The sequence below is a fragment of the Brevibacterium sp. FAM 27836 genome (genome assembly GCF_051351055.1).
Taxonomy (GTDB): domain Bacteria; phylum Actinomycetota; class Actinomycetes; order Actinomycetales; family Brevibacteriaceae; genus Brevibacterium.
Genome location: NZ_CP195711.1, coordinates 1,037,258 through 1,054,430, shown reverse-complemented (window position 1 = coordinate 1,054,430; position 17,173 = coordinate 1,037,258). Strand labels below are relative to the sequence as shown.

Below are 17,173 nucleotides of genomic sequence, written 5' to 3'. Positions count from 1 at the left end.
GCCGCACCGACCCCAGGCGGATCAGCGGGCGTCGTGGGTGAAATCTCCGCCGAGGACCGTGGCGCGGACGGGGACCTGCGAGATCTCGGTCGCCGCCACCTGCCCGGGATGGGCATCCAAGCCCACGAAGTCCGCGAGCTTCCCGCGGCTCAGCGTGCCCTTGTCCGCGCTCTGTCCCATCGCGGCCGCCGCATTCACGGTATAGGCGGCCAGAGCCTCATCGGCGCTCAGGCACTCGTCGGCCGAACCCATGACATCGCCGTCGCGGGTGGCGCGGGTGACGAAGGCTTCGATGCCGCGCAGCACATTGCCGTCGGCGCACGGCCGGTCGGAGCTGCCGGCGAGCAGGATACCGGAGTCGAGGAAGGACTTGGCCCGGTAGAGCAGCGGCCGGCGCTGCAGACCCAGAGAGGCGTTCATGCCGTCGCCGATGCCCTCGGCGAAGGCCGACTGCGGGGTGACGACGATGCCGGCCTCGGCCAGCGTGGCCAGGTGCTCGTCGTGGACCATTCCGGCATGTTCGATCCGGTTGGGCACCGGGCGGCGACCGTACCGCTTCTGAGCTTCGACGATATTGGCCACGGCCGCGTCGACGGCGGCGTCGCCGATCGCGTGCACGGCCACCGACCAGCCGGAGGCGCAGGTGTCGAGGATCTGCTGTCGCAGCTCCTGGGCGTCGGCCTGGAGATAACCGGGATGGTCCTTGCCCGTGTAGTTCTCCCGCAGCGCCGCGGTCTCACCGGACAGGGCCCCGTCCATGAAGAACTTCACCGGGCCGATCGAGATGAGATCGTCGCCGAGGCCGGTGCGCAGTCCCGCGTCCAGTCCGATGCCGAACCCGTCGGCCGAGTTCGCCGCGATCGTGTGCAGCCCATCGGCCTGCGGCATCAGCTGGGCCCGGGCCCGCAGCCTGCCCTCCTCCCGGGCGCGCAGATAGGCGCTGATCTCGATGGGGGAGTGGCCGATCCAGCCGTAGGCGATGCCGCATTCGCCGAAGGAGGTGATGCCCTCCTTCGCATAGTGGGCGGTGGCGAGGTCGATCGCCTCGACGAGGGTGTCGAGCGAATAGGGCCGGATGAGGTCCTGGACGAGGGACTGCGCGGTCTCCTCGAGCAGCCCGGTGGGATGGCCTGCCGGGTCGGTGACGACCTTGCCGCCGACCGGTTCGGTGAAGCCGGGTTCGAGGATGCCGGCCCGGCGCATCGCCTCGGTGTTGACGATCGCGGCGTGGCCGGAGGTCTGGCGCATGAACAGCGGGCGGTTCCCGGTGATCTCGTCGAGGCGGGTCAGGTCCGGGTACTGTCCGTCGTAGTCGCGGTGGGCATACCCGGTGGCGTTGATCCATTCTCCGGCCGGGGTCGCCGCCGCTGCCTCCTCCAATGCCGCGTAGACGTCGGGCAGGCCGCCCGGCAGCGCGGTGACGTCGACGGAGGCCAGGGTGAGTCCGAACCAGGCCGTGTGGCAGTGGGCATCGGTGAAGCCCGGCAGCACCGTCGCCCCGCCCAGCGATTCGACCCGATCGGCGCTGATGCCGTCGAGGTCCTCGTCGAAGCCGATGATCCGGCCGTTGAAGACCCCGATCCTGCTCGCCCTCGGCCGCTCGGAGTCGAAGGTGTGGGCGTCGAGGTCGGTGAAGATCGCGTCGATTCTCATGGGGCCACCTTAGTCAGGATCGTTCATGCCCGAGGCAGGCGGGCACCGCGGATGCTCGGATCGGTCAGGCAGTGGACGAGGGACAGGCCCTTGTGCCCCAGCGCCCGTTCGAAGGCGTCCCGGAAGTCCTCGGTCCTCTCGACCCGGATCCCGAGGCCGCCGAAGGCCTGAGCCATGGCAGCGAAGTCCGGGTTCTCCAACGCCGTGGCCGTGGCCCGGCCCGGGTATTCGCGGTCCTGATGGCCGCGGATCGTGCCGTAGACCGAGTTGTCGTTGACCACGACGGTGATGTCGAGACCGTACTGAGCCGCGGTGGCCATCTCCTGACCGTTCATCAGGAAGTCACCGTCGCCGGTGATGCAGAACACGGGCCGTTCGGGGTGGACGAGTCCGGCGGCGACCGCGGCCGGCAGACCGAAGCCCATCGATCCGTTTCGCGGTCCCAGCGCCGAGGGGAACCCGTGAGCGGGCAGGAACCGGGTCGCCCAGCCGGAGAAGTTCCCGGCCCCGTAGGTGATGATCGCATCCTCGGGCAGCAGCTGCCGGACATGGACGAACGCCTCATCCATATCGACGACGCCATCGGCCGACCCCGCCGAGGCGGATCCGGCCGAGGCGACCTGCGGAAGGCGCCAGTCGTCGAGTTCGGCCCGGGCCCCGCCCACCCAGTCGGGCAGCGGCACCGCCTCTCCGGCGGCCTCGGACAGGGCATCGCCGAGCGGCGGCTCGTCGATCGAACCATCGGAGGAGACCGAATAGGTCCGGGACCCGTCTTCGGTGAACAGAGCCTGGGCGAAGCGGCCCACCGACGTCACGATGTGCTGGTCGAGCCGACCGAAGTGCCCATGGGCATCGGGGTCGGGGCCGATGACGACGGTGCGCTGATCGGTGCCGAGCGTGAAGCCGGCGGTGGCGACATCGGTGCGGACGCAGCCGAGGAAGATGTGCAGATCCGCCTCGTCGAGGACCCGCTTGGCCACCGGCGCCGCGCCGTAGCCGAGGATGCCGAGGAAGTTCGGACTGTCGTGGTCGATGCCGTCATAGGCGCGGAACGTCCCGAGCACACCGAGGCCGCGATCACGCGACCACTGGGCGATGCGCTTCGATGTCGACGGCGACCAGTCCTCTCCGCCGATGATGAGGACGGGACGGTCGGCGGCGGTGATGCGGGCCCGCAGCTCCGTGAGGTCGCCGGCATAGGGCGAGGCCGAACCGAGCACACGCGGCGGCAGCACGGTTGCCGCGCTGGGTCGGACCAGCACCTCCTCGGGCAGTCCGATGACGACGGGACCGGGCCGGCCGGCCACCGCGGTGTGCATGGCGTCGACGACCACCTCGGCGGCCTTGTCGGGATCGTCGAGGGTGAGCACCTTCTTCGTCGTCGTGGAGAACCAGCCATCGAGATCGAACTCCTGGAACGACTCCCGGCCGCGATGGTCGATGGGCACGAGCCCGACGAAGACGACGAGCGGGGTGGCGTCCTGATAGGCGGTGTGGATGCCGACCATGACGTTGGCCGCACCCGGGCCGCGGGTGACCATGGCGATGCCGGGCACACCGGTCATCCGCCCTTCGGCGACGGCCATATAGGCGGCCCCGCCCTCCTGGCGGCAGACGATCGGGGTGATGGACGAATCGTGGAGGCCGTCGATGACGTCGAGATAGGACTCGCCGGGCACCAGATAGGTGCGGCGGACCCCGTGGGCTTCGAGCTCCTCGACGATGAGATGGCCGGCGGAAAGCGACGCGGAAGTGTCCATACACCATGCTTACCATTCTTTTGTCTCATGTGGTCTCCATCGAGCCCATCGAACCGCGGGAGGTCGTATGATCGTGCAACAACGGAATCAGTGCGGTCCCCCCGCCTGACCCCGCGAGCAGGGAACTGTCGCCACCTCGGTGGCGACCGACGACTGACAGCCAGGAGGCTCACGCATGACCGGCATCGACTCCGACCATCCATCGGCGCAGGCGATCGGCACCGCCGACGACGGCGCCATCGGCCGGCGAGGTCGTCCGGGACCCCAGTCGACGCCGCGCACGGTCGAACTCGAACGGGACCCGGGCATGCCGGCGAGCACCTGGCGGCTGCGCTCGGACGCCTGGGAGTACCTGAAGTTCGCGATCAAGCGGCTCTCGGCCAGCGGCGGGGACTTCTCGATGATCGCCGAGGACGGTGAGGTGTGGCGGTCCCTGCGCTCGCTGAGGACGATGGAACTGTACTGGGGCGGGTTCGGGCAGCGCTATGTCGAGGAGATCACCGACCTGCTCTCGAACGGCGAATTCGACCGGGCCCATGACATGATCACCCGTGCGGTCAATCGGCTGCGCGGAACCACCGTGCCCGATACCGGCGAAGAGGACCTGAACGAGGACGAACGCGCCGAACTCAGGGACCGGCAGGACACCCGCCCCCGCTTCGAGGTGCTCATCGTCGACGAGACCACCGAGGGCGGCCGCGACGAACTGCACTCCGACCTGCTCCGACTGCGCACCTCGTCCGACCAGTTCATCTACGACTACGTCGTCGTCCCGACCGCCGACGATGCCGTGGCCGCGGCGCTGACGAACCCGAACCTGCTCGCCTGCGTCATCCGGCCCGGCTTCACCGATGCGACCCGTGAGATCCTCAGCCGCGATCTGCGCGACGCCGTGGAGTTCGCCCACCGCTCGACGAAGGAATCGCCGACGGGTCCGATGAGTCCGCTCAATTCGGTCCGTCGGGTGCTGCGCTTGGCCGATACGCTGGCCGATCTGCGCCCGGAACTCGACCTCTACCTCATGGCCGGAGCCCACATCGAGAGCCTCGCCGGGGCGCTGACCCACCGGTTCCGGCGCGTGTTCCGCCGCGAGGACCAGTTCGAACTGCACCTGTCGCTGCTGCGCCGGGCCCAGCACCTCTACGACACCCCGTTCTTCGACGCGATCCGCGAACACGCCCGCCGTCCGGCCGGAGTCTTCCACGCCCTGCCGGTCTCCCGCGGTGGCTCCGTGGTCGGGTCGAAGTGGATCGGCGACTTCGTCGACTTCTACGGACTCAACCTGCTGCTCGCCGAATCCAGCGCCACCTCGGGCGAGCTCGACTCCCTGCTGGCCCCGGTGAACACGCTGAAGAAGGCGCAGCTGCTGGCCGCCCGGGCCTTCGGCGCCAAACGCACCTACTTCGTCACGAACGGCACCTCGACGGCGAACAAGATCGTCCACCAGGCCGTCGTCGCCCCCGACGAGGTGGTCATGGTCGACCGCAACTGCCACAAGTCGCACCATCATGCGCTCATGCTCACCGGCGCCCGCACCGCCTACCTCGAGGCCTATCCGCTCAACGACGTCGCCTTCTACGGGGCGGTGCCGCTGGGCAGGATCAAGCAGCTTCTGCTCGACTACCGGGCCGCCGGCCGCCTCGACGAGGTGCGGATGATCACCCTGACCAACTGCACCTTCGACGGCATCGTCTACGACCCGTACAAGGTCATGTCCGAGTGCCTGGCGATCAAACCCGACCTCGTCTTCCTGTGGGACGAAGCCTGGTTCGCCTTCGCCCGCTTCCATCCCGTCACCCGCAAGCGCACGGCCATGTACGCGGCCGAACGCCTCGAGGAGGCCCTGTCCACCGACGCCCACGCCGCGGCCTTCCGGGAGCAGCAGAAGCGTCTGTACGATCCCGAGACCGGGACCCCGGCACCCGATGAGGTGTGGCTGGACGAGGAGCTGCTGCCGCCGCCGGATGCGAGCATCCGGGTGTATGCGACCCAGTCGACGCACAAGACGCTGACGGCGCTGCGGCAGGGCTCGATGATCCACGTCTTCGACCAGGAGTTCGCCTCCGGCGCCGAGGAGGCCTTCCACGAGGCGTACATGACGCACACCTCGACGTCTCCGAACTACCAGATCCTGGCCTCCCTCGACCTCGGCCGCAGGCAGGTCGAGATGGAGGGCTTCGCGCTCGTGCAGAAGCAGCTCGACCTGGCGATGAGCCTGTCCTCGGCGATCGCGCGGCACCCGCTGCTGAAGAAGACGTTCAAGGTGCTCACCGCCGCGGATCTGATCCCCGAGGAATACCGGATCACCGACCGGACCATGCCGCTGCGCGACGGGCTGTCGACGATGTGGAACGCATGGGTCACGGACGAATTCGTCGTCGACCCCAGCCGCATCACCGTCGAGATCTCCGGCACCGGCGTCGACGGGGACACGTTCAAGCACGACCATCTCATGGACCGCTACGGCATCCAGGTGAACAAGACGAGCAGGAACACCGTGCTGTTCATGACGAACATCGGCACCTCGCGGTCGGCCGTGGCCTACCTCATCGAGGTCCTCGTCAAACTCGCGGGGATGTTCAACGACCCGCACGAGGCGCACGAACCGGACGCCCTGAGCGAACCGGCCGCGGTGATGCCGCCGCTGCCCGACTTCAGCGCCTTCGCCCCGGACTACGCCGCCGAGGTTCCCGCCGACGAGCCGTCCGAGCAGCTGCCCGACGGCGACCTGCGCACGGCCTACTATGCGGGCCTGCGGCGGCAGAACATCGAGCACGTCCTCCCGCACGAGCTGCGCCGCCGCATCGAGAGCGGTCAGCGGCCGGTCTCGGCCGGGTTCGTCACCCCGTATCCGCCCGGCTTCCCGGTGCTCGTGCCCGGCCAGATCATCACCGCCGAGGTGCTCGACTTCATGTCGGCCCTCGACACCCGTGAGATCCACGGCTACGAGTCGAGGCTCGGCTACCGGGTGATGCTGCCGAAGGACGCCGCGGAGGGCTGAGACCATGCGCGCGAATCGTCTCATCCAGACCGTCGAAGCCCACACCGAAGGGCTGCCCGTGCGCGTGGTCACCGGGGGAGTGGCGGCGCTGCCCGGTGAGACCATGGCTGAGCGGCGCGAGTGGTTCATCGAGCACTCCGATGATCTGCGCACCTTCCTCATGTGCGAACCGCGCGGGCACGGCTGGCTGTCCGGAGCCATCCTGCAGCCGCCCACCCGACCCGATGCGGACTGGGGTGTGCTCTTCATCGAGGTCACCGGAGTGCTGCCGATGTGCGGTGCCGGCACCATCGCTGTGGCCACGGTGCTCGTCGAGACGGGCATGGTGGCGCTTGTCGAGCCCGTCACGACCGTGCGCCTGGACACCCCGATCGGGCTCATCACCGCCGAGGTGGCCGTCCGGGACGGCCGCGCCGAGGCGGTCACGATCGTCAACGTCGCCTCCTACGCCCACGCCCTCGACCAGGTGATCGATGTGCCCGGACGAGGCGGCATCGCCTGTGACATCGGCTTCGGCGGGAACTTCTACGCCTTCGTCAGAGCCGACGAGGTCGGCACTGACGAAGGCGTCGGCATCGGCTTCGAACGCGACCGCGCCGAGGACTTCATCGCCGCCGGCCGCGACATCATGGCCGCCGTCAACGATCAGGCAGAACCGGTCCATCCCGTCTCCGGGTACAGCGGCTGCGAGCACGTGGTGTTCCTGGCCCCGGAGCCGGAAGGGGGGCCCGACGCCCGGCATGTGCTCATCAACCACCCGGGCTGGCTCGATCGTTCGCCCGGCGGCACCGGGACCAGCGCCCTCATGGCTGTCCGCCGCGCCCGTGGGCAGTTGGGGCTGAACACGGACTTCGTCAACGAGTCCTTCATCGGCACCTCGTTCATCGGCCGCCTGGTCGAGGAGACACAAGTCGGCGAACACGTGGCCGTCGTGCCGACGATCACCGGACGCGCCTGGCTGACCGCCACCTCACAGTTCATGCTCGACCCGAGCGATCCCTTCCCCGCCGGCTTCACTCTCTGACCCCGGCCCTGCTCAGGCCCTCTCCCGATCTCGCCCAGGAAGCGCGCAGGCCGGTATCAGAGCGACGATCGATATGCCGATCGCCGCCCAGAAGGACGCATGGTAGGCGCTGACGGTCGAACCGCTCGCGTCCGAATGGACCATGATGAACTGGAGGACGACGGCCACGATCGCAGTGCCGAACGACGCCCCCACCTGCTGCATGATGCGGGTGTGGATGCTGGCGTGCGCGATGCGAACCATCGTCGAGCGGACCCTTTTCCGCCGAGACCACCCCGACCTCGGTATATTTCAAGCTGTTTGTGACAGCTCGGTGTTTTCTGGGCTATTGATGCCGGCGTGGGTCGGTGGGCCAGCGGCTATGGGGCTGGTGTGGAATCGTTCCGGATGCGCGCAGTGACGGGCGTCCAGAGTGGCTTGGCGACGGGCCCGGACAAGCTCGGTACGTCCGTGATGGACATCGTCGGGAGTGTAATAATTCAGGCCGCTGTGGCGGTGGTTCGCGTTATAGTCAGCAATGAACCCGGCCATGTAGTCACGAGCATGATCGATGGATTCGAACCGGATGGGAAAGTCCAAGTGGTACTTGATGGTCTTGAACGTCGACTCACTAAACGCGTTGTCATTCGACACTCTGGGCCGGGAAAAGGACAGCTTGATCCCCAGCGACTGAGCGAACTGGACAGTCGTTGCCGCGCGCATGGGAGCCCCGTTATCGGCGTGTAGCACGGTCGGGCACTGCTGGTTAGTTGCCACAGCCTGATCGATCATGGTCTGAGCATGGACGGATTTCTCGGAAGTCTCGACCCGGTGGCCAACGATCTTGCGAGAGAAAACGTCCATGATGGCATAGAGACGATAGATGACCTTGCCGGGACCGCGCAGCATCGTGATGTCCCAACTCCACAGTTGGTTCGGTGCGCAGGCAGCGTGGACCGGCTTAGGCCGTTTGGGCTGGTTACCACGGCGCTGGGCGCGACGGTCTCCGTTCTGCCCGTGTGCGGCCACCACTCGGTGAGCCGTCGACGCGGAGAAGGGCACCTGCCCGGCATCGAGCATCCGCCAATACGCCTGGGTGACAGACAGGTTCTCATAGTCTTCAGAGTTCAACAGCGCCATGAACGCATCGGCCTCGGCGGTGGTGATCCGACTCGGGTAGTCGCGTTCTTTCTGCGGCACCTGCACCCCGGCCGGGACCGCCGGATTCTGGTGACGGTACCAACTCGTACGATGCACACCCATCAACTCGCAGGCAGCCGTGATCGACCAGCCGGCCCTGATCAGATCGCCGATGAACCTGAACCCGATTGCCTTTACTGTGGCGGGTTCATCCAGTCCGGCCTGGTCGCCTCGACCTCGGGCAGCGTCGGGTCTGTCGCGGTCGCGCTCTTGGACATCGCTTCCAAGAGCGCGGACGCTTTTCCCAAGATATCGACCGCAGCTTCAGACTTGGCCAGTTTGGCCTTCAACGCTTCGTTCTCGGCCTGGAGCTGTGTGAGTTGCTTCTTCTCAGCGGCTTTGAGCTTGTTGTCACTGGGATTGCCATTCAACCGATCCGATCGCGAGGTCAGGCAACCATTCTCTCTGTCCACGAACCACTGATAAATCGTTCTGGGATTGACCCCGACAGTCCGAGCCAACTGGGCTTTGGAACCCATCTCGATACATTTGTCATATTCGTCCAGGATCTCGAGTTTCTGGGCCGTGGTGAAATGCCCTCGGCTCGAGGAACGGGACGGAACTTCAAAAGACATAACAGACTTCTCTCCCCGCCAGTATTGTCAGATAACTGTCACAAGACAGCCTGACACAGAGGGCACGCGCAGTGGCCTCGGCGCTCCACCGTTGTCTCGACGCTCCGCCGGGGCACGCGCAGTGGTCTCGGCGCTCCACCGTTGCCTCGACGAGGCAGTGCTCAAGAGGTGGTCGTGTTCGGATACTTTTGGGCCGGCGGGCTCAGGGTTCTAGTGCAACACCGTGGTGCGTTTATCCTACGTTTTCCATCACGATGCCGGCGAGCACCTCAGCAGGAGTCGCGTACTCCAGAACCTTACGGGGCCGCCGGTTGAGCTGATCTTGCATCGCCTGGACGTCATCGTCGCTGACCGATTCATCGAATCGCGTCCCCTTCGGGAAATAGTCACGGATAAGCCCGTTCGTGTTCTCATTCGTCGGCCGCTGCCACGGCGAATGCGGGTCACAGAAGAACACCCCGCAATCCGTGGCCATGGTGATCCGGGCGTGCTCGGCCATCTCCGTACCCTGGTCCCACGTCAGTGTCTCGAACAACGCCTCTGGCAACGACTGGATCATCTCGGTCACCAACCCCGTCACGGTCTGGGAGTCCCGACATTCCGGGAGCTTGCGCACCAAGCAGAACCTGGACCGCCGCTCGATGACCGTGACCAACCCGCCCGTGTCGTTGTCAACGACGAGGTCGCCCTCCCAGTGACCCGGCACAGCCCGGTCGGCAGCCACCGGGGGCCGGTCCACCAAACGGACACCCTCGAGCCACGGGCGACTGGATCGGCGGGGCAGCTTCGACTGCGGTTTACGCCCCGTCCGCCCCGAACGAAGAGCCTTGACCACTTTGAGTTCATGCCGAAGACCTCCGGCTCCCTGCAGGTAAAGGGCTTGGTAAATCGTCTCGTGCGACACGTGCAGGTCCTTCCGGTCCGGGTACTCACGGCGGAGCCTACCGGCGACTTGCTGTGGGGAACACTTATCGTTGAGCCCATCGATGACGTGGGCACGAATCCACGAGTCATCAAGGCGTTTGCTCCGATGTCTCTTGCTGGCTCGGGTGGCCGCGGCACGGGTGTGGGCGGCCGCGGCGCTATAGGCAGCACCGGCCCCGGAGCCAGCATAGCCCTCGAAGCGGTGACGTTGGAGCTCTCTGGCCACTGTCGAGTAGTGCACCCCGAGCTGGGCGGCGATGGCCCGCGTCGACAGTGGCGGGCTCGATTGCGCACCGGCCTGGATCGTCATCCGATCCTCGAACGTCAAGTGGCGATAGGAACGATTGCCCGTCGGAGCGGGAGGTCTCGTGCAGATCGTGGCAGGCATACCTCCCAGCTTGCCAAACTGGACCGTGATTCCGAGGCGACGCATCCATCGCCTGGCTGTTTGATACCCGATCCCAGCGCGTCGCAAACTCTCCTTCACAGTGAGTCGGTCGACGAGGAGGCAGACGAAGAACGCGTCGAGGTGGTCGAAAGGGACTGGTCGCATGATGGGCTCCTTCTCAAGTGCTGTCCCGACCCGACCGTGCTGGTCAGGCCGGGTGTTGCACTAGAAGATAGAAACCGCCGCCGCGAGAGTATCCGAACACGACCAGTATTCGGCTGACTATACGATAAGGGCATGGACCATCCCGCGCAGAGTCGCTCCCATGCCCTGATCCATCGCCCGAAATCGCTTGCCCTCATGCTGCCGGCCGCCCTGGCCGTCCTCGCCCTTGTGCTGCTGGCCGGATGCGGGTCGTCCGATCCGGAGCAGGATTCCGGCAGCGACTCAGGCAGCGACTCCGCGGCAGCTGATTTCTCGACCGAGGCCGCCGCGGGCACCTGCTCCTACCCCACCGGTTCGCAGCCTGCGGCCAAGGATGTCGAGGTTCCGCCCCAGACCCCGCAGGCGACCGGTGAGGTCGAGGCCGCCATCGCCACGAGTGCCGGCGATCTGGCCGTGACCCTCGACGCCGAGGGCGCACCCTGCACCGTCAACAGCTTCCTGTCCCTGGCCGAGCAGGAGTACTTCGACGACACCGACTGCCACCGCCTGACCACCGAGGGCATCTTCGTCCTTCAGTGCGGTGATCCGACCGGGACCGGCAGCGGCGGACCCGGCTACTCGTTCGCCGATGAGCTCGACGGCTCCGAGACCTACCCGGCCGGCACACTGGCCATGGCCAACGCCGGTCCCGACACCAACGGCTCCCAGTTCTTCGTCGTCTACGACGACAGTTCCCTGCCGGCCGACTACGCCGTGTTCGGAGCCCTCGATGAGGCCAGCACGAAAACCGTCGCCGATATCGCCGCCGAGGGCACGGACTCCGGAGCCGGCGACGGTGCGCCGAAGGAGAAGGTGACCATCGAGTCCGTCTCCGCCTCTATGTGAGTCCTGGCAGAGGCTCGAGGCACCCGCAATGCTCGGACCTCCTAATAATCTCATTGTCTGAGACTCCGAGTGCACATTTCCTGAGACGGGCGTAGTGTCTATTCGTCGCCGTCGACGCTGTTCCTGCACAGCACCGACGGCCTTTTCCATTGACACGAGCACCACCCGCCCGTGCCTGCACTCACGAAACAGCGGAGCACACCATGTCCACCGAAACCCAACCGGGCAGTCCCCATCCCTCATCGGCCGCCACGGCCGATGCCATCGCAGCCACCAGGAAGAACAACACCCGGGGCAAGGTGCTGACCGCCTCGATGGTCGGCACCACGATCGAGTTCTTCGACTTCTACGCCTACGCGACCGCCTCGTCGCTGGTCTTCCCGGCGCTCTTCTTCCCCAACCAGACATCGACGACGCAGCTGCTCAGCTCGTTCGCGATCTTCGGCGTCGCCTTCGTCGCCCGCCCTCTCGGCTCGATCATCTTCGGCCACTTCGGCGACCGGATCGGCCGGAAGAAGACTCTCATCGCCTCGCTGCTCATCATGGGCATCGGCACCTTCCTCATCGGCCTGCTGCCGACCGCATCAACCCCGGGCTGGGTCGTTCTGGCTCCCCTGTGCCTCGTCCTCCTGCGCTTCTGCCAGGGAGTCGGCCTCGGCGGCGAATGGTCGGGCGCGGCCCTGCTGGCCACCGAGAACGCCCCGAAGGGCAAACGCGCCATCTGGGGGACGTTCCCGCAGCTGGGCGCCCCGGTCGGCTTCATCATCGCCAACCTGCTCTTCGTCGGACTCAACTCCTGGGCCTCGCCCGAGGCGTTCCTCGCCTGGGGCTGGCGCATCCCGTTCCTGCTCTCGGCACTGCTCGTGGCCGTCGGCCTCTACGTCCGCCTGTCCCTGATGGAGACCCCGGCCTTCCAGCTGGTCGCCCAGAAGCAGCAGATCTCGAAGGCTCCCATCGGTCGCGTCTTCGCCACCAGCTGGAAGCCGCTGATCCTCGGCACCTTCATCATGCTCGCGACCTATGTGATCTTCTACTTCATGACCGCGTTCACGCTGACCTACGGCACCTCCCCGGCCAGCCCCGAACAGGCACAGACCGCGGCCGAGGCGGCCGGCAAGACCTTCGACCCCACCGGGTTCGTCGCCGGGCTGGGCTATTCGAAGAGCGAGTTCCTCACCTACCTCATCATCGGCGTGGTGTTCTTCGGCGTCTTCACCGTCGTCTCCGGTCCGCTGGCCGAGAAGCTGGGGCGGCGGAAGATGCTCCTGTGCGTGACCGTGCTCATCGCCGCCTATGGCCTGATCGTCAACGCCGTGTTCAACGCCGGCACCGCCGGGGTCATCATCGCCCTCATCGTCGGCTTCACCCTCATGGGCCTGACCTTCGGGCCGATGGCCGCCTACCTGCCGGAACTCTTCCCGGCCAATGTCCGCTACACCGGCTCGGCCGTGTCCTACAACATGTCCAGCGTCATCGGCGCGGGCCCGGCACCCTTCGCCATGGTCGCGCTGTGGCAGGCCGAAGGCGGCACGATCTTCTACTGCGGCCTCTACATCGTCGCCGCAGCGGTCCTCACGCTCGTCGCCCTCTACTTGGCCAAGGACACCTCGGCCCTCGATATGGAGGACCAGCTCAGCTGAGCCTCCGCCGCCTCCGCACACACCGATCGACCCCGCTCGAGAACCGTTGACACCGGTTGGGAGCGGGGTCGCTCGCTCTCTCCCCCGGGTCGGGCGCGCTCGTGCCGGACGCCGCGTCAACACTACGATTGCGTCACAACCTCCGCAGTGCAGATCAGGGACCCCGAAATGTGATTCAGTTCACGGTCTGATTCCTCACAGACGCTGTTCAGAGTTCTGAACAGGCCGCTTGTGTGACGATCCCGTCACCGACTCACTGGAGGAACAATGAAACGACGCTCGAGTCTGGCCATCGCGGCCGTCGGCGCCATGCTCGCCCTGTCCGCCTGCAGCGGCGGCGGCGACTCCGAACCCGCAGCGACCGCCGAGGGCGGGGTGCCCCTGGTCGAGGAGGGCAAGCTGACCACCTGCACCCACCTGTCATACCAGCCCTTCCAGTTCGAGAAGGACGGCGAGGTCGTCGGCTTCGACGTCGACATCGTCGATGCCGTGGCGGAGAAGCTCGGCGTCGAGCAGGAGATCGTCAACACCCCGTTCGAGACCATCACCACCGGCGCAGCGTTCAACCAGAACCAATGCGATGTGGCAGCCGCGGCCATGACGATCACCCCCGAGCGCGAGGAAGCCATCGACTTCTCCGAGTCGTACTTCCCAGCCAACCAGGCCATCCTGACCACGGAGGACAAGACCGCAGACGACGAAGCCGGGCTCAAGGACTTCAAGGTCGCCGCACAGGCCGGCACCACCGGCCTCGACTATGCGAACGAGAACTTCAAGGACGCCGAGGTCGTCACGTATGAGGATCTCCCGCTCTCGCTCGAAGCGCTGAAGAACGGCCAGGCCGATGCGGTCATCAACGACAACGGTGTGCTCTACGACTACGCAGCCAACAACGACGGATTCACCGTCGGCTTCGACATCGACACCGGCGAGCACTACGGCATCGGCATGAAGAAGGGCAACGACGAGATGAAGACGGCCGTGGACGAAACCGTCAAGGAGATCAAGGACAGCGGAGAGTACGACAAGATCTACGAGAAGTGGTTCGGCGACGCTCCCAAGTGATCACCGCTGAAGGAGCGGCCGGCCGCGGCGCACAGACCGCGGGCGGCCGCTCATTCGGCTGAGCACGATTCTCACTGACACACACTGCATTCGGCGGTCACCACTGCCACCGCGTCAAAAGGACACCACCCATGTCATCACCCCATGCGACTGGCAACGGAGGCCGGACCGGCACCGGCATTCCCGTCGCCTCTGCCACCCCCAAAGCGAAGATGAGCAAGCGCCAGAAGGCGAAGATCTCGCGCGGGGTCCAATACGGCGTCCTCGTCGTCATCGCCGCCGTCATCGCGGTCGTGGCCGATTGGCCCACACTCATCGACACCTTCGGTCGCGTCGACATCGCAGCCGATATGTTTCCCGATGTCATCACCAAGGCACTGAAGAACACCGTCGTCTTCACCGGCCTCGGCTTCATCCTGGGGCTGGCCATCGCCATCGTGCTCGCGCTCATGCGACTGTCCTCGGTCGGTGTCTACCGGTGGATCGCCTTCGTCTACATCGAGTTCTTCCGCGGCCTGCCCGCCCTCGTCGTCTTCCTCGTGATGGGCTTCGGCCTTCCGGTGGCGTTCCCCGGCTTCATCCTTCCCCAGCTCGTGGTCATCATGATCGCCCTCGCGCTCGTCTCCTCCGCCTATATGGCCGAGACCATCCGCGCCGGCATCCAGGCCGTGCCCAAGGGCCAGGTCGAGGCCGCCCGGTCGCTGGGCATGTCGTCCTCACGCGCGATGTTCACGATCGTCCTGCCGCAGGCGATGCGGATCATCCTGCCGCCTCTGACCAACGAGCTCATCCTGCTGACGAAGGACTCCTCGCTGGCCTATATCCTCGGCTCCTCCGTCGACGGACGTGAGCTCGCGGCACTGGGGCGCGCCGAGATCGTCAACTCCGCGAACCTCACCCCCTTCATCGTGATCGCCCTGTGCTATCTCATCATCACGATCCCGCTGTCGTACCTGTCACGGGTGCTCGAGAAGAAGTACGGTTCCGCAGACTCAGGAGTGAAATGATGACGACCTCAGCAACCGCCTCGGCGCGGGCGACCGGAACACCGCTCATCTCGATCCGCAACCTGCAGAAGAGCTTCGGCTCGAACCAGGTGCTCACCGACATCAGCCTCGACGTCGACAAGGGCGAGGTCGTCTGCGTCATCGGCCCCTCGGGATCGGGGAAGTCGACGATGCTCCGGTGCATCAACACCCTCGAGGACCCGACAGGAGGGTCGATCGTCGTCGACGGGATGGACATGACCGATCTCGACCTCGACATCGATGCCGCTCGCACCCGCATCGGCATGGTCTTCCAGTCCTTCAATCTCTTCGGCCACCTCACCGTGCGGGAGAACCTCACGGTCGCCCAGACCAAGGTCCTGCGCCGGTCGAAGGCCGAGGCCGACAGGATCGCCGAGGAGAATCTCGCGAAGGTCGGACTGTCCGAGAAGATCGATGCCAAGCCCTCGTCCCTGTCCGGTGGCCAGCAGCAGCGTGTGGCGATCGCCCGGGCGCTGAGCATCGACCCCGACGTCATGCTCTTCGACGAGCCCACCTCGGCGCTGGACCCCGAGACCGTCGGCGATGTCCTCCAGGTCATGCGCAACCTCGCCGAGGCGGGGATGACGATGGTCGTGGTCACCCACGAGATGGAGTTCGCCCGGCAGGTCGCCGACCGCGTGGTGTTCATGGATGGCGGGGTCGTCGTCGAGTCCGGGCCCGCCCAGGAGGTCATCGGCGATCCACGGGAGCAGCGGACGAGGGATTTCCTCTCCCGAGTCCTTCACCCCGGGCAGCTGGGATAGCGGCAGGGCCCCTTCGCCCAGCCGACCCGTTATCGTCGAAACCACCCCGTGCCGCGGGTGGTCTCGACGATAAGGGGTCCGCTCGTGCCCTTGCCCGTCTGATGCGCTAGCCGCCCAGCGCTGTCAGAACCGCTTTGATCTGCTTGAATTGTTCAGCGCGGAACAGGTCGGCCCACACCAGATTGAAGACGCGGAACCCGGCGTTGAGCAGTCTCATGTGCCGCTCGTGGTTGGCCGCACTGGCTCGATCCGGACCATCTGCGCTCAGGTAGTATTTGCCGACGCCGTGGAATTCGACGATGACGTCCAGGTCCTCATGCCGGAAATCTTTGCGAGCGATCCACCTGCCAGCGGAGTCACACGTATCGACCTGAGGGACCATTCCGGTGATGCCGAAGCGATAGAATTTCACCGCGCACAAGGACTCCCCCGCCGACTCGTGCCTGGCATCGGCGAGTTCGAACGCCAGGCGCGCATCCCGGCAGCCTCGCCGACCGGCGACGATCTCGGCCGCCAGTTCATCCGCCGAGGCATCGCCCCGTCGGAGTGCCGCCGAGATGATCGGAACCGAGGTCTCCAGCGGGTAGTCGTATGCGATGTCAAGCAGAGTCCGGCGGATCGTCATCACCGGCAGGTCACCGACGACAGTTCGCTCTTCATCGGGAACCTCACGATCGCGGATGATGAGAGTCGGCCTGTCCTTGCTGATTCCACGTCTGATCACCTCGGCGCTCTCCGCCTCAGGAAACGGCGGGTCGAGACCATGGATGATCGCCGCCGATACATGCGAGAAGACCGTCTTCTCCGGGAGTTCACTAGCATGTGCGCGAATCAGGATCTTGAGCGACTCGGTTCGGTCGCGGATGTCGCCGTAGCTCAACGGGTAGGGTGTCTTCGCCGCCCGGTGGATGTCATGAAGCGGACCGTGCGTGTCTTTCTCGCAGGAACGTCGCAGCACGAACTGACCGCGCTTGACCTTCTCCAGGCAGCAGTCCAAGGCACCGACGATGTCCCCGTCGGAGTACCCGAGAACGTGAAGCTCATTCGCACTGAACACTGTCACCACACAACAATTATGCACATCAAACTGCATCTCACACAAGCAAACAGCATGGTCTGGTT

The 17,173-nt window shown here is 65.9% G+C and carries 14 protein-coding genes; 7 read left to right on the top strand and 7 right to left on the bottom strand.

The annotated features are described in order from the left end of the window. Positions 1–21: 21 nt before the first annotated feature. Both ACSE4D_RS04930 and ACSE4D_RS04925 read right to left on the bottom strand, forming a co-directional pair. A complete protein-coding gene (locus ACSE4D_RS04930; protein WP_426936650.1) occupies positions 22–1,653 on the bottom strand; it encodes an amidohydrolase in 1,632 nt (543 codons plus the stop codon). A gap of 23 nt (positions 1,654–1,676) precedes the next feature. After that, complete coding sequence (locus tag ACSE4D_RS04925) at positions 1,677–3,413, bottom strand: thiamine pyrophosphate-dependent enzyme (protein WP_426936649.1); 1,737 nt, start codon at positions 3,411–3,413, stop codon at positions 1,677–1,679. Between the two features lie 175 nt (positions 3,414–3,588). Between ACSE4D_RS04925 and ACSE4D_RS04920 the strand changes: the two genes are divergently transcribed. Continuing rightward, positions 3,589–6,414, top strand: coding sequence for an aminotransferase class I/II-fold pyridoxal phosphate-dependent enzyme (locus ACSE4D_RS04920; protein WP_426936648.1), 2,826 nt, complete (start codon positions 3,589–3,591; stop codon positions 6,412–6,414). A gap of 4 nt (positions 6,415–6,418) precedes the next feature. Beyond that, on the top strand, positions 6,419–7,438 hold the full coding sequence (locus ACSE4D_RS04915; protein WP_426936647.1) for a proline racemase family protein: 1,020 nt from the start codon (positions 6,419–6,421) through the stop codon (positions 7,436–7,438). A gap of 12 nt (positions 7,439–7,450) precedes the next feature. Here the strand turns inward: ACSE4D_RS04915 and ACSE4D_RS04910 are convergent, their stop codons facing one another. The 4 genes from ACSE4D_RS04910 to ACSE4D_RS04895 form a co-directional block, all read right to left on the bottom strand. Further along, positions 7,451–7,681, bottom strand: a complete 231-nt coding sequence (locus tag ACSE4D_RS04910) for a hypothetical protein (protein ID WP_426936646.1) — start codon at positions 7,679–7,681, stop codon at positions 7,451–7,453. Between the two features lie 48 nt (positions 7,682–7,729). Beyond that, positions 7,730–8,731 carry an IS3 family transposase gene (locus ACSE4D_RS04905; RefSeq protein WP_426937529.1) on the bottom strand — a complete coding sequence of 334 codons (1,002 nt, stop codon included), beginning with the start codon at positions 8,729–8,731 and terminating at the stop codon, positions 7,730–7,732. 20 nt (positions 8,732–8,751) lie between these two features. Next, positions 8,752–9,192: a transposase gene (locus ACSE4D_RS04900; RefSeq protein ID WP_426936642.1), complete on the bottom strand. Its 441-nt coding sequence runs from the start codon at positions 9,190–9,192 to the stop codon at positions 8,752–8,754. Between the two features lie 232 nt (positions 9,193–9,424). Beyond that, complete coding sequence (locus ACSE4D_RS04895; protein ID WP_425120637.1) at positions 9,425–10,669, bottom strand: IS30 family transposase; 1,245 nt, start codon at positions 10,667–10,669, stop codon at positions 9,425–9,427. A 132-nt stretch (positions 10,670–10,801) separates the two neighbouring features. Between ACSE4D_RS04895 and ACSE4D_RS04890 the strand changes: the two genes are divergently transcribed. The 5 genes from ACSE4D_RS04890 (at position 10,802) to ACSE4D_RS04870 (ending at position 16,051) form a co-directional block, all read left to right on the top strand. Continuing rightward, complete coding sequence (locus ACSE4D_RS04890) at positions 10,802–11,554, top strand: peptidylprolyl isomerase (protein WP_426936645.1); 753 nt, start codon at positions 10,802–10,804, stop codon at positions 11,552–11,554. 203 nt (positions 11,555–11,757) lie between these two features. Next, positions 11,758–13,194 (top strand): MFS transporter, encoded by a 1,437-nt coding sequence (locus tag ACSE4D_RS04885; protein WP_426936644.1) that lies wholly within the window; start codon positions 11,758–11,760, stop codon positions 13,192–13,194. Positions 13,195–13,461: 267 nt separating this feature from the next. Next, on the top strand, positions 13,462–14,259 hold the full coding sequence (locus ACSE4D_RS04880; RefSeq protein WP_426936643.1) for a transporter substrate-binding domain-containing protein: 798 nt from the start codon (positions 13,462–13,464) through the stop codon (positions 14,257–14,259). 212 nt (positions 14,260–14,471) lie between these two features. Continuing rightward, positions 14,472–15,266, top strand: coding sequence for an amino acid ABC transporter permease (locus ACSE4D_RS04875; protein ID WP_426937528.1), 795 nt, complete (start codon positions 14,472–14,474; stop codon positions 15,264–15,266). Beyond that, positions 15,266–16,051: an amino acid ABC transporter ATP-binding protein gene (locus tag ACSE4D_RS04870; RefSeq protein WP_436327118.1), complete on the top strand. Its 786-nt coding sequence runs from the start codon at positions 15,266–15,268 to the stop codon at positions 16,049–16,051. Before ACSE4D_RS04875 ends, ACSE4D_RS04870 begins: the two co-directional genes overlap by 1 nt. Positions 16,052–16,157: 106 nt before the next feature. On the opposite strand, the gene ACSE4D_RS04865 is transcribed toward ACSE4D_RS04870, so the two are convergent. Further along, positions 16,158–17,144, bottom strand: a complete 987-nt coding sequence (locus ACSE4D_RS04865; protein ID WP_426937526.1) for a hypothetical protein — start codon at positions 17,142–17,144, stop codon at positions 16,158–16,160. Between the last annotated feature and the right edge of the window lie 29 nt (positions 17,145–17,173).

Coding starts and splice junctions, on each gene's coding strand:
- ACSE4D_RS04880 (WP_426936643.1), top strand. CDS start 13,462: ATGAAACGACGCTCGAGTCTGGCCATCGCGGCCGTCGGCGCCATGCTC.
- ACSE4D_RS04920 (WP_426936648.1), top strand. CDS start 3,589: ATGACCGGCATCGACTCCGACCATCCATCGGCGCAGGCGATCGGCACC.
- ACSE4D_RS04900 (WP_426936642.1), bottom strand. CDS start 9,192: ATGTCTTTTGAAGTTCCGTCCCGTTCCTCGAGCCGAGGGCATTTCACC.
- ACSE4D_RS04865 (WP_426937526.1), bottom strand. CDS start 17,144: ATGCAGTTTGATGTGCATAATTGTTGTGTGGTGACAGTGTTCAGTGCG.
- ACSE4D_RS04910 (WP_426936646.1), bottom strand. CDS start 7,681: ATGGTTCGCATCGCGCACGCCAGCATCCACACCCGCATCATGCAGCAG.
- ACSE4D_RS04870 (WP_436327118.1), top strand. CDS start 15,266: ATGACGACCTCAGCAACCGCCTCGGCGCGGGCGACCGGAACACCGCTC.
- ACSE4D_RS04885 (WP_426936644.1), top strand. CDS start 11,758: ATGTCCACCGAAACCCAACCGGGCAGTCCCCATCCCTCATCGGCCGCC.
- ACSE4D_RS04875 (WP_426937528.1), top strand. CDS start 14,472: ATGAGCAAGCGCCAGAAGGCGAAGATCTCGCGCGGGGTCCAATACGGC.
- ACSE4D_RS04915 (WP_426936647.1), top strand. CDS start 6,419: ATGCGCGCGAATCGTCTCATCCAGACCGTCGAAGCCCACACCGAAGGG.
- ACSE4D_RS04930 (WP_426936650.1), bottom strand. CDS start 1,653: ATGAGAATCGACGCGATCTTCACCGACCTCGACGCCCACACCTTCGAC.
- ACSE4D_RS04895 (WP_425120637.1), bottom strand. CDS start 10,669: ATGCGACCAGTCCCTTTCGACCACCTCGACGCGTTCTTCGTCTGCCTC.
- ACSE4D_RS04890 (WP_426936645.1), top strand. CDS start 10,802: ATGGACCATCCCGCGCAGAGTCGCTCCCATGCCCTGATCCATCGCCCG.
- ACSE4D_RS04925 (WP_426936649.1), bottom strand. CDS start 3,413: ATGGACACTTCCGCGTCGCTTTCCGCCGGCCATCTCATCGTCGAGGAG.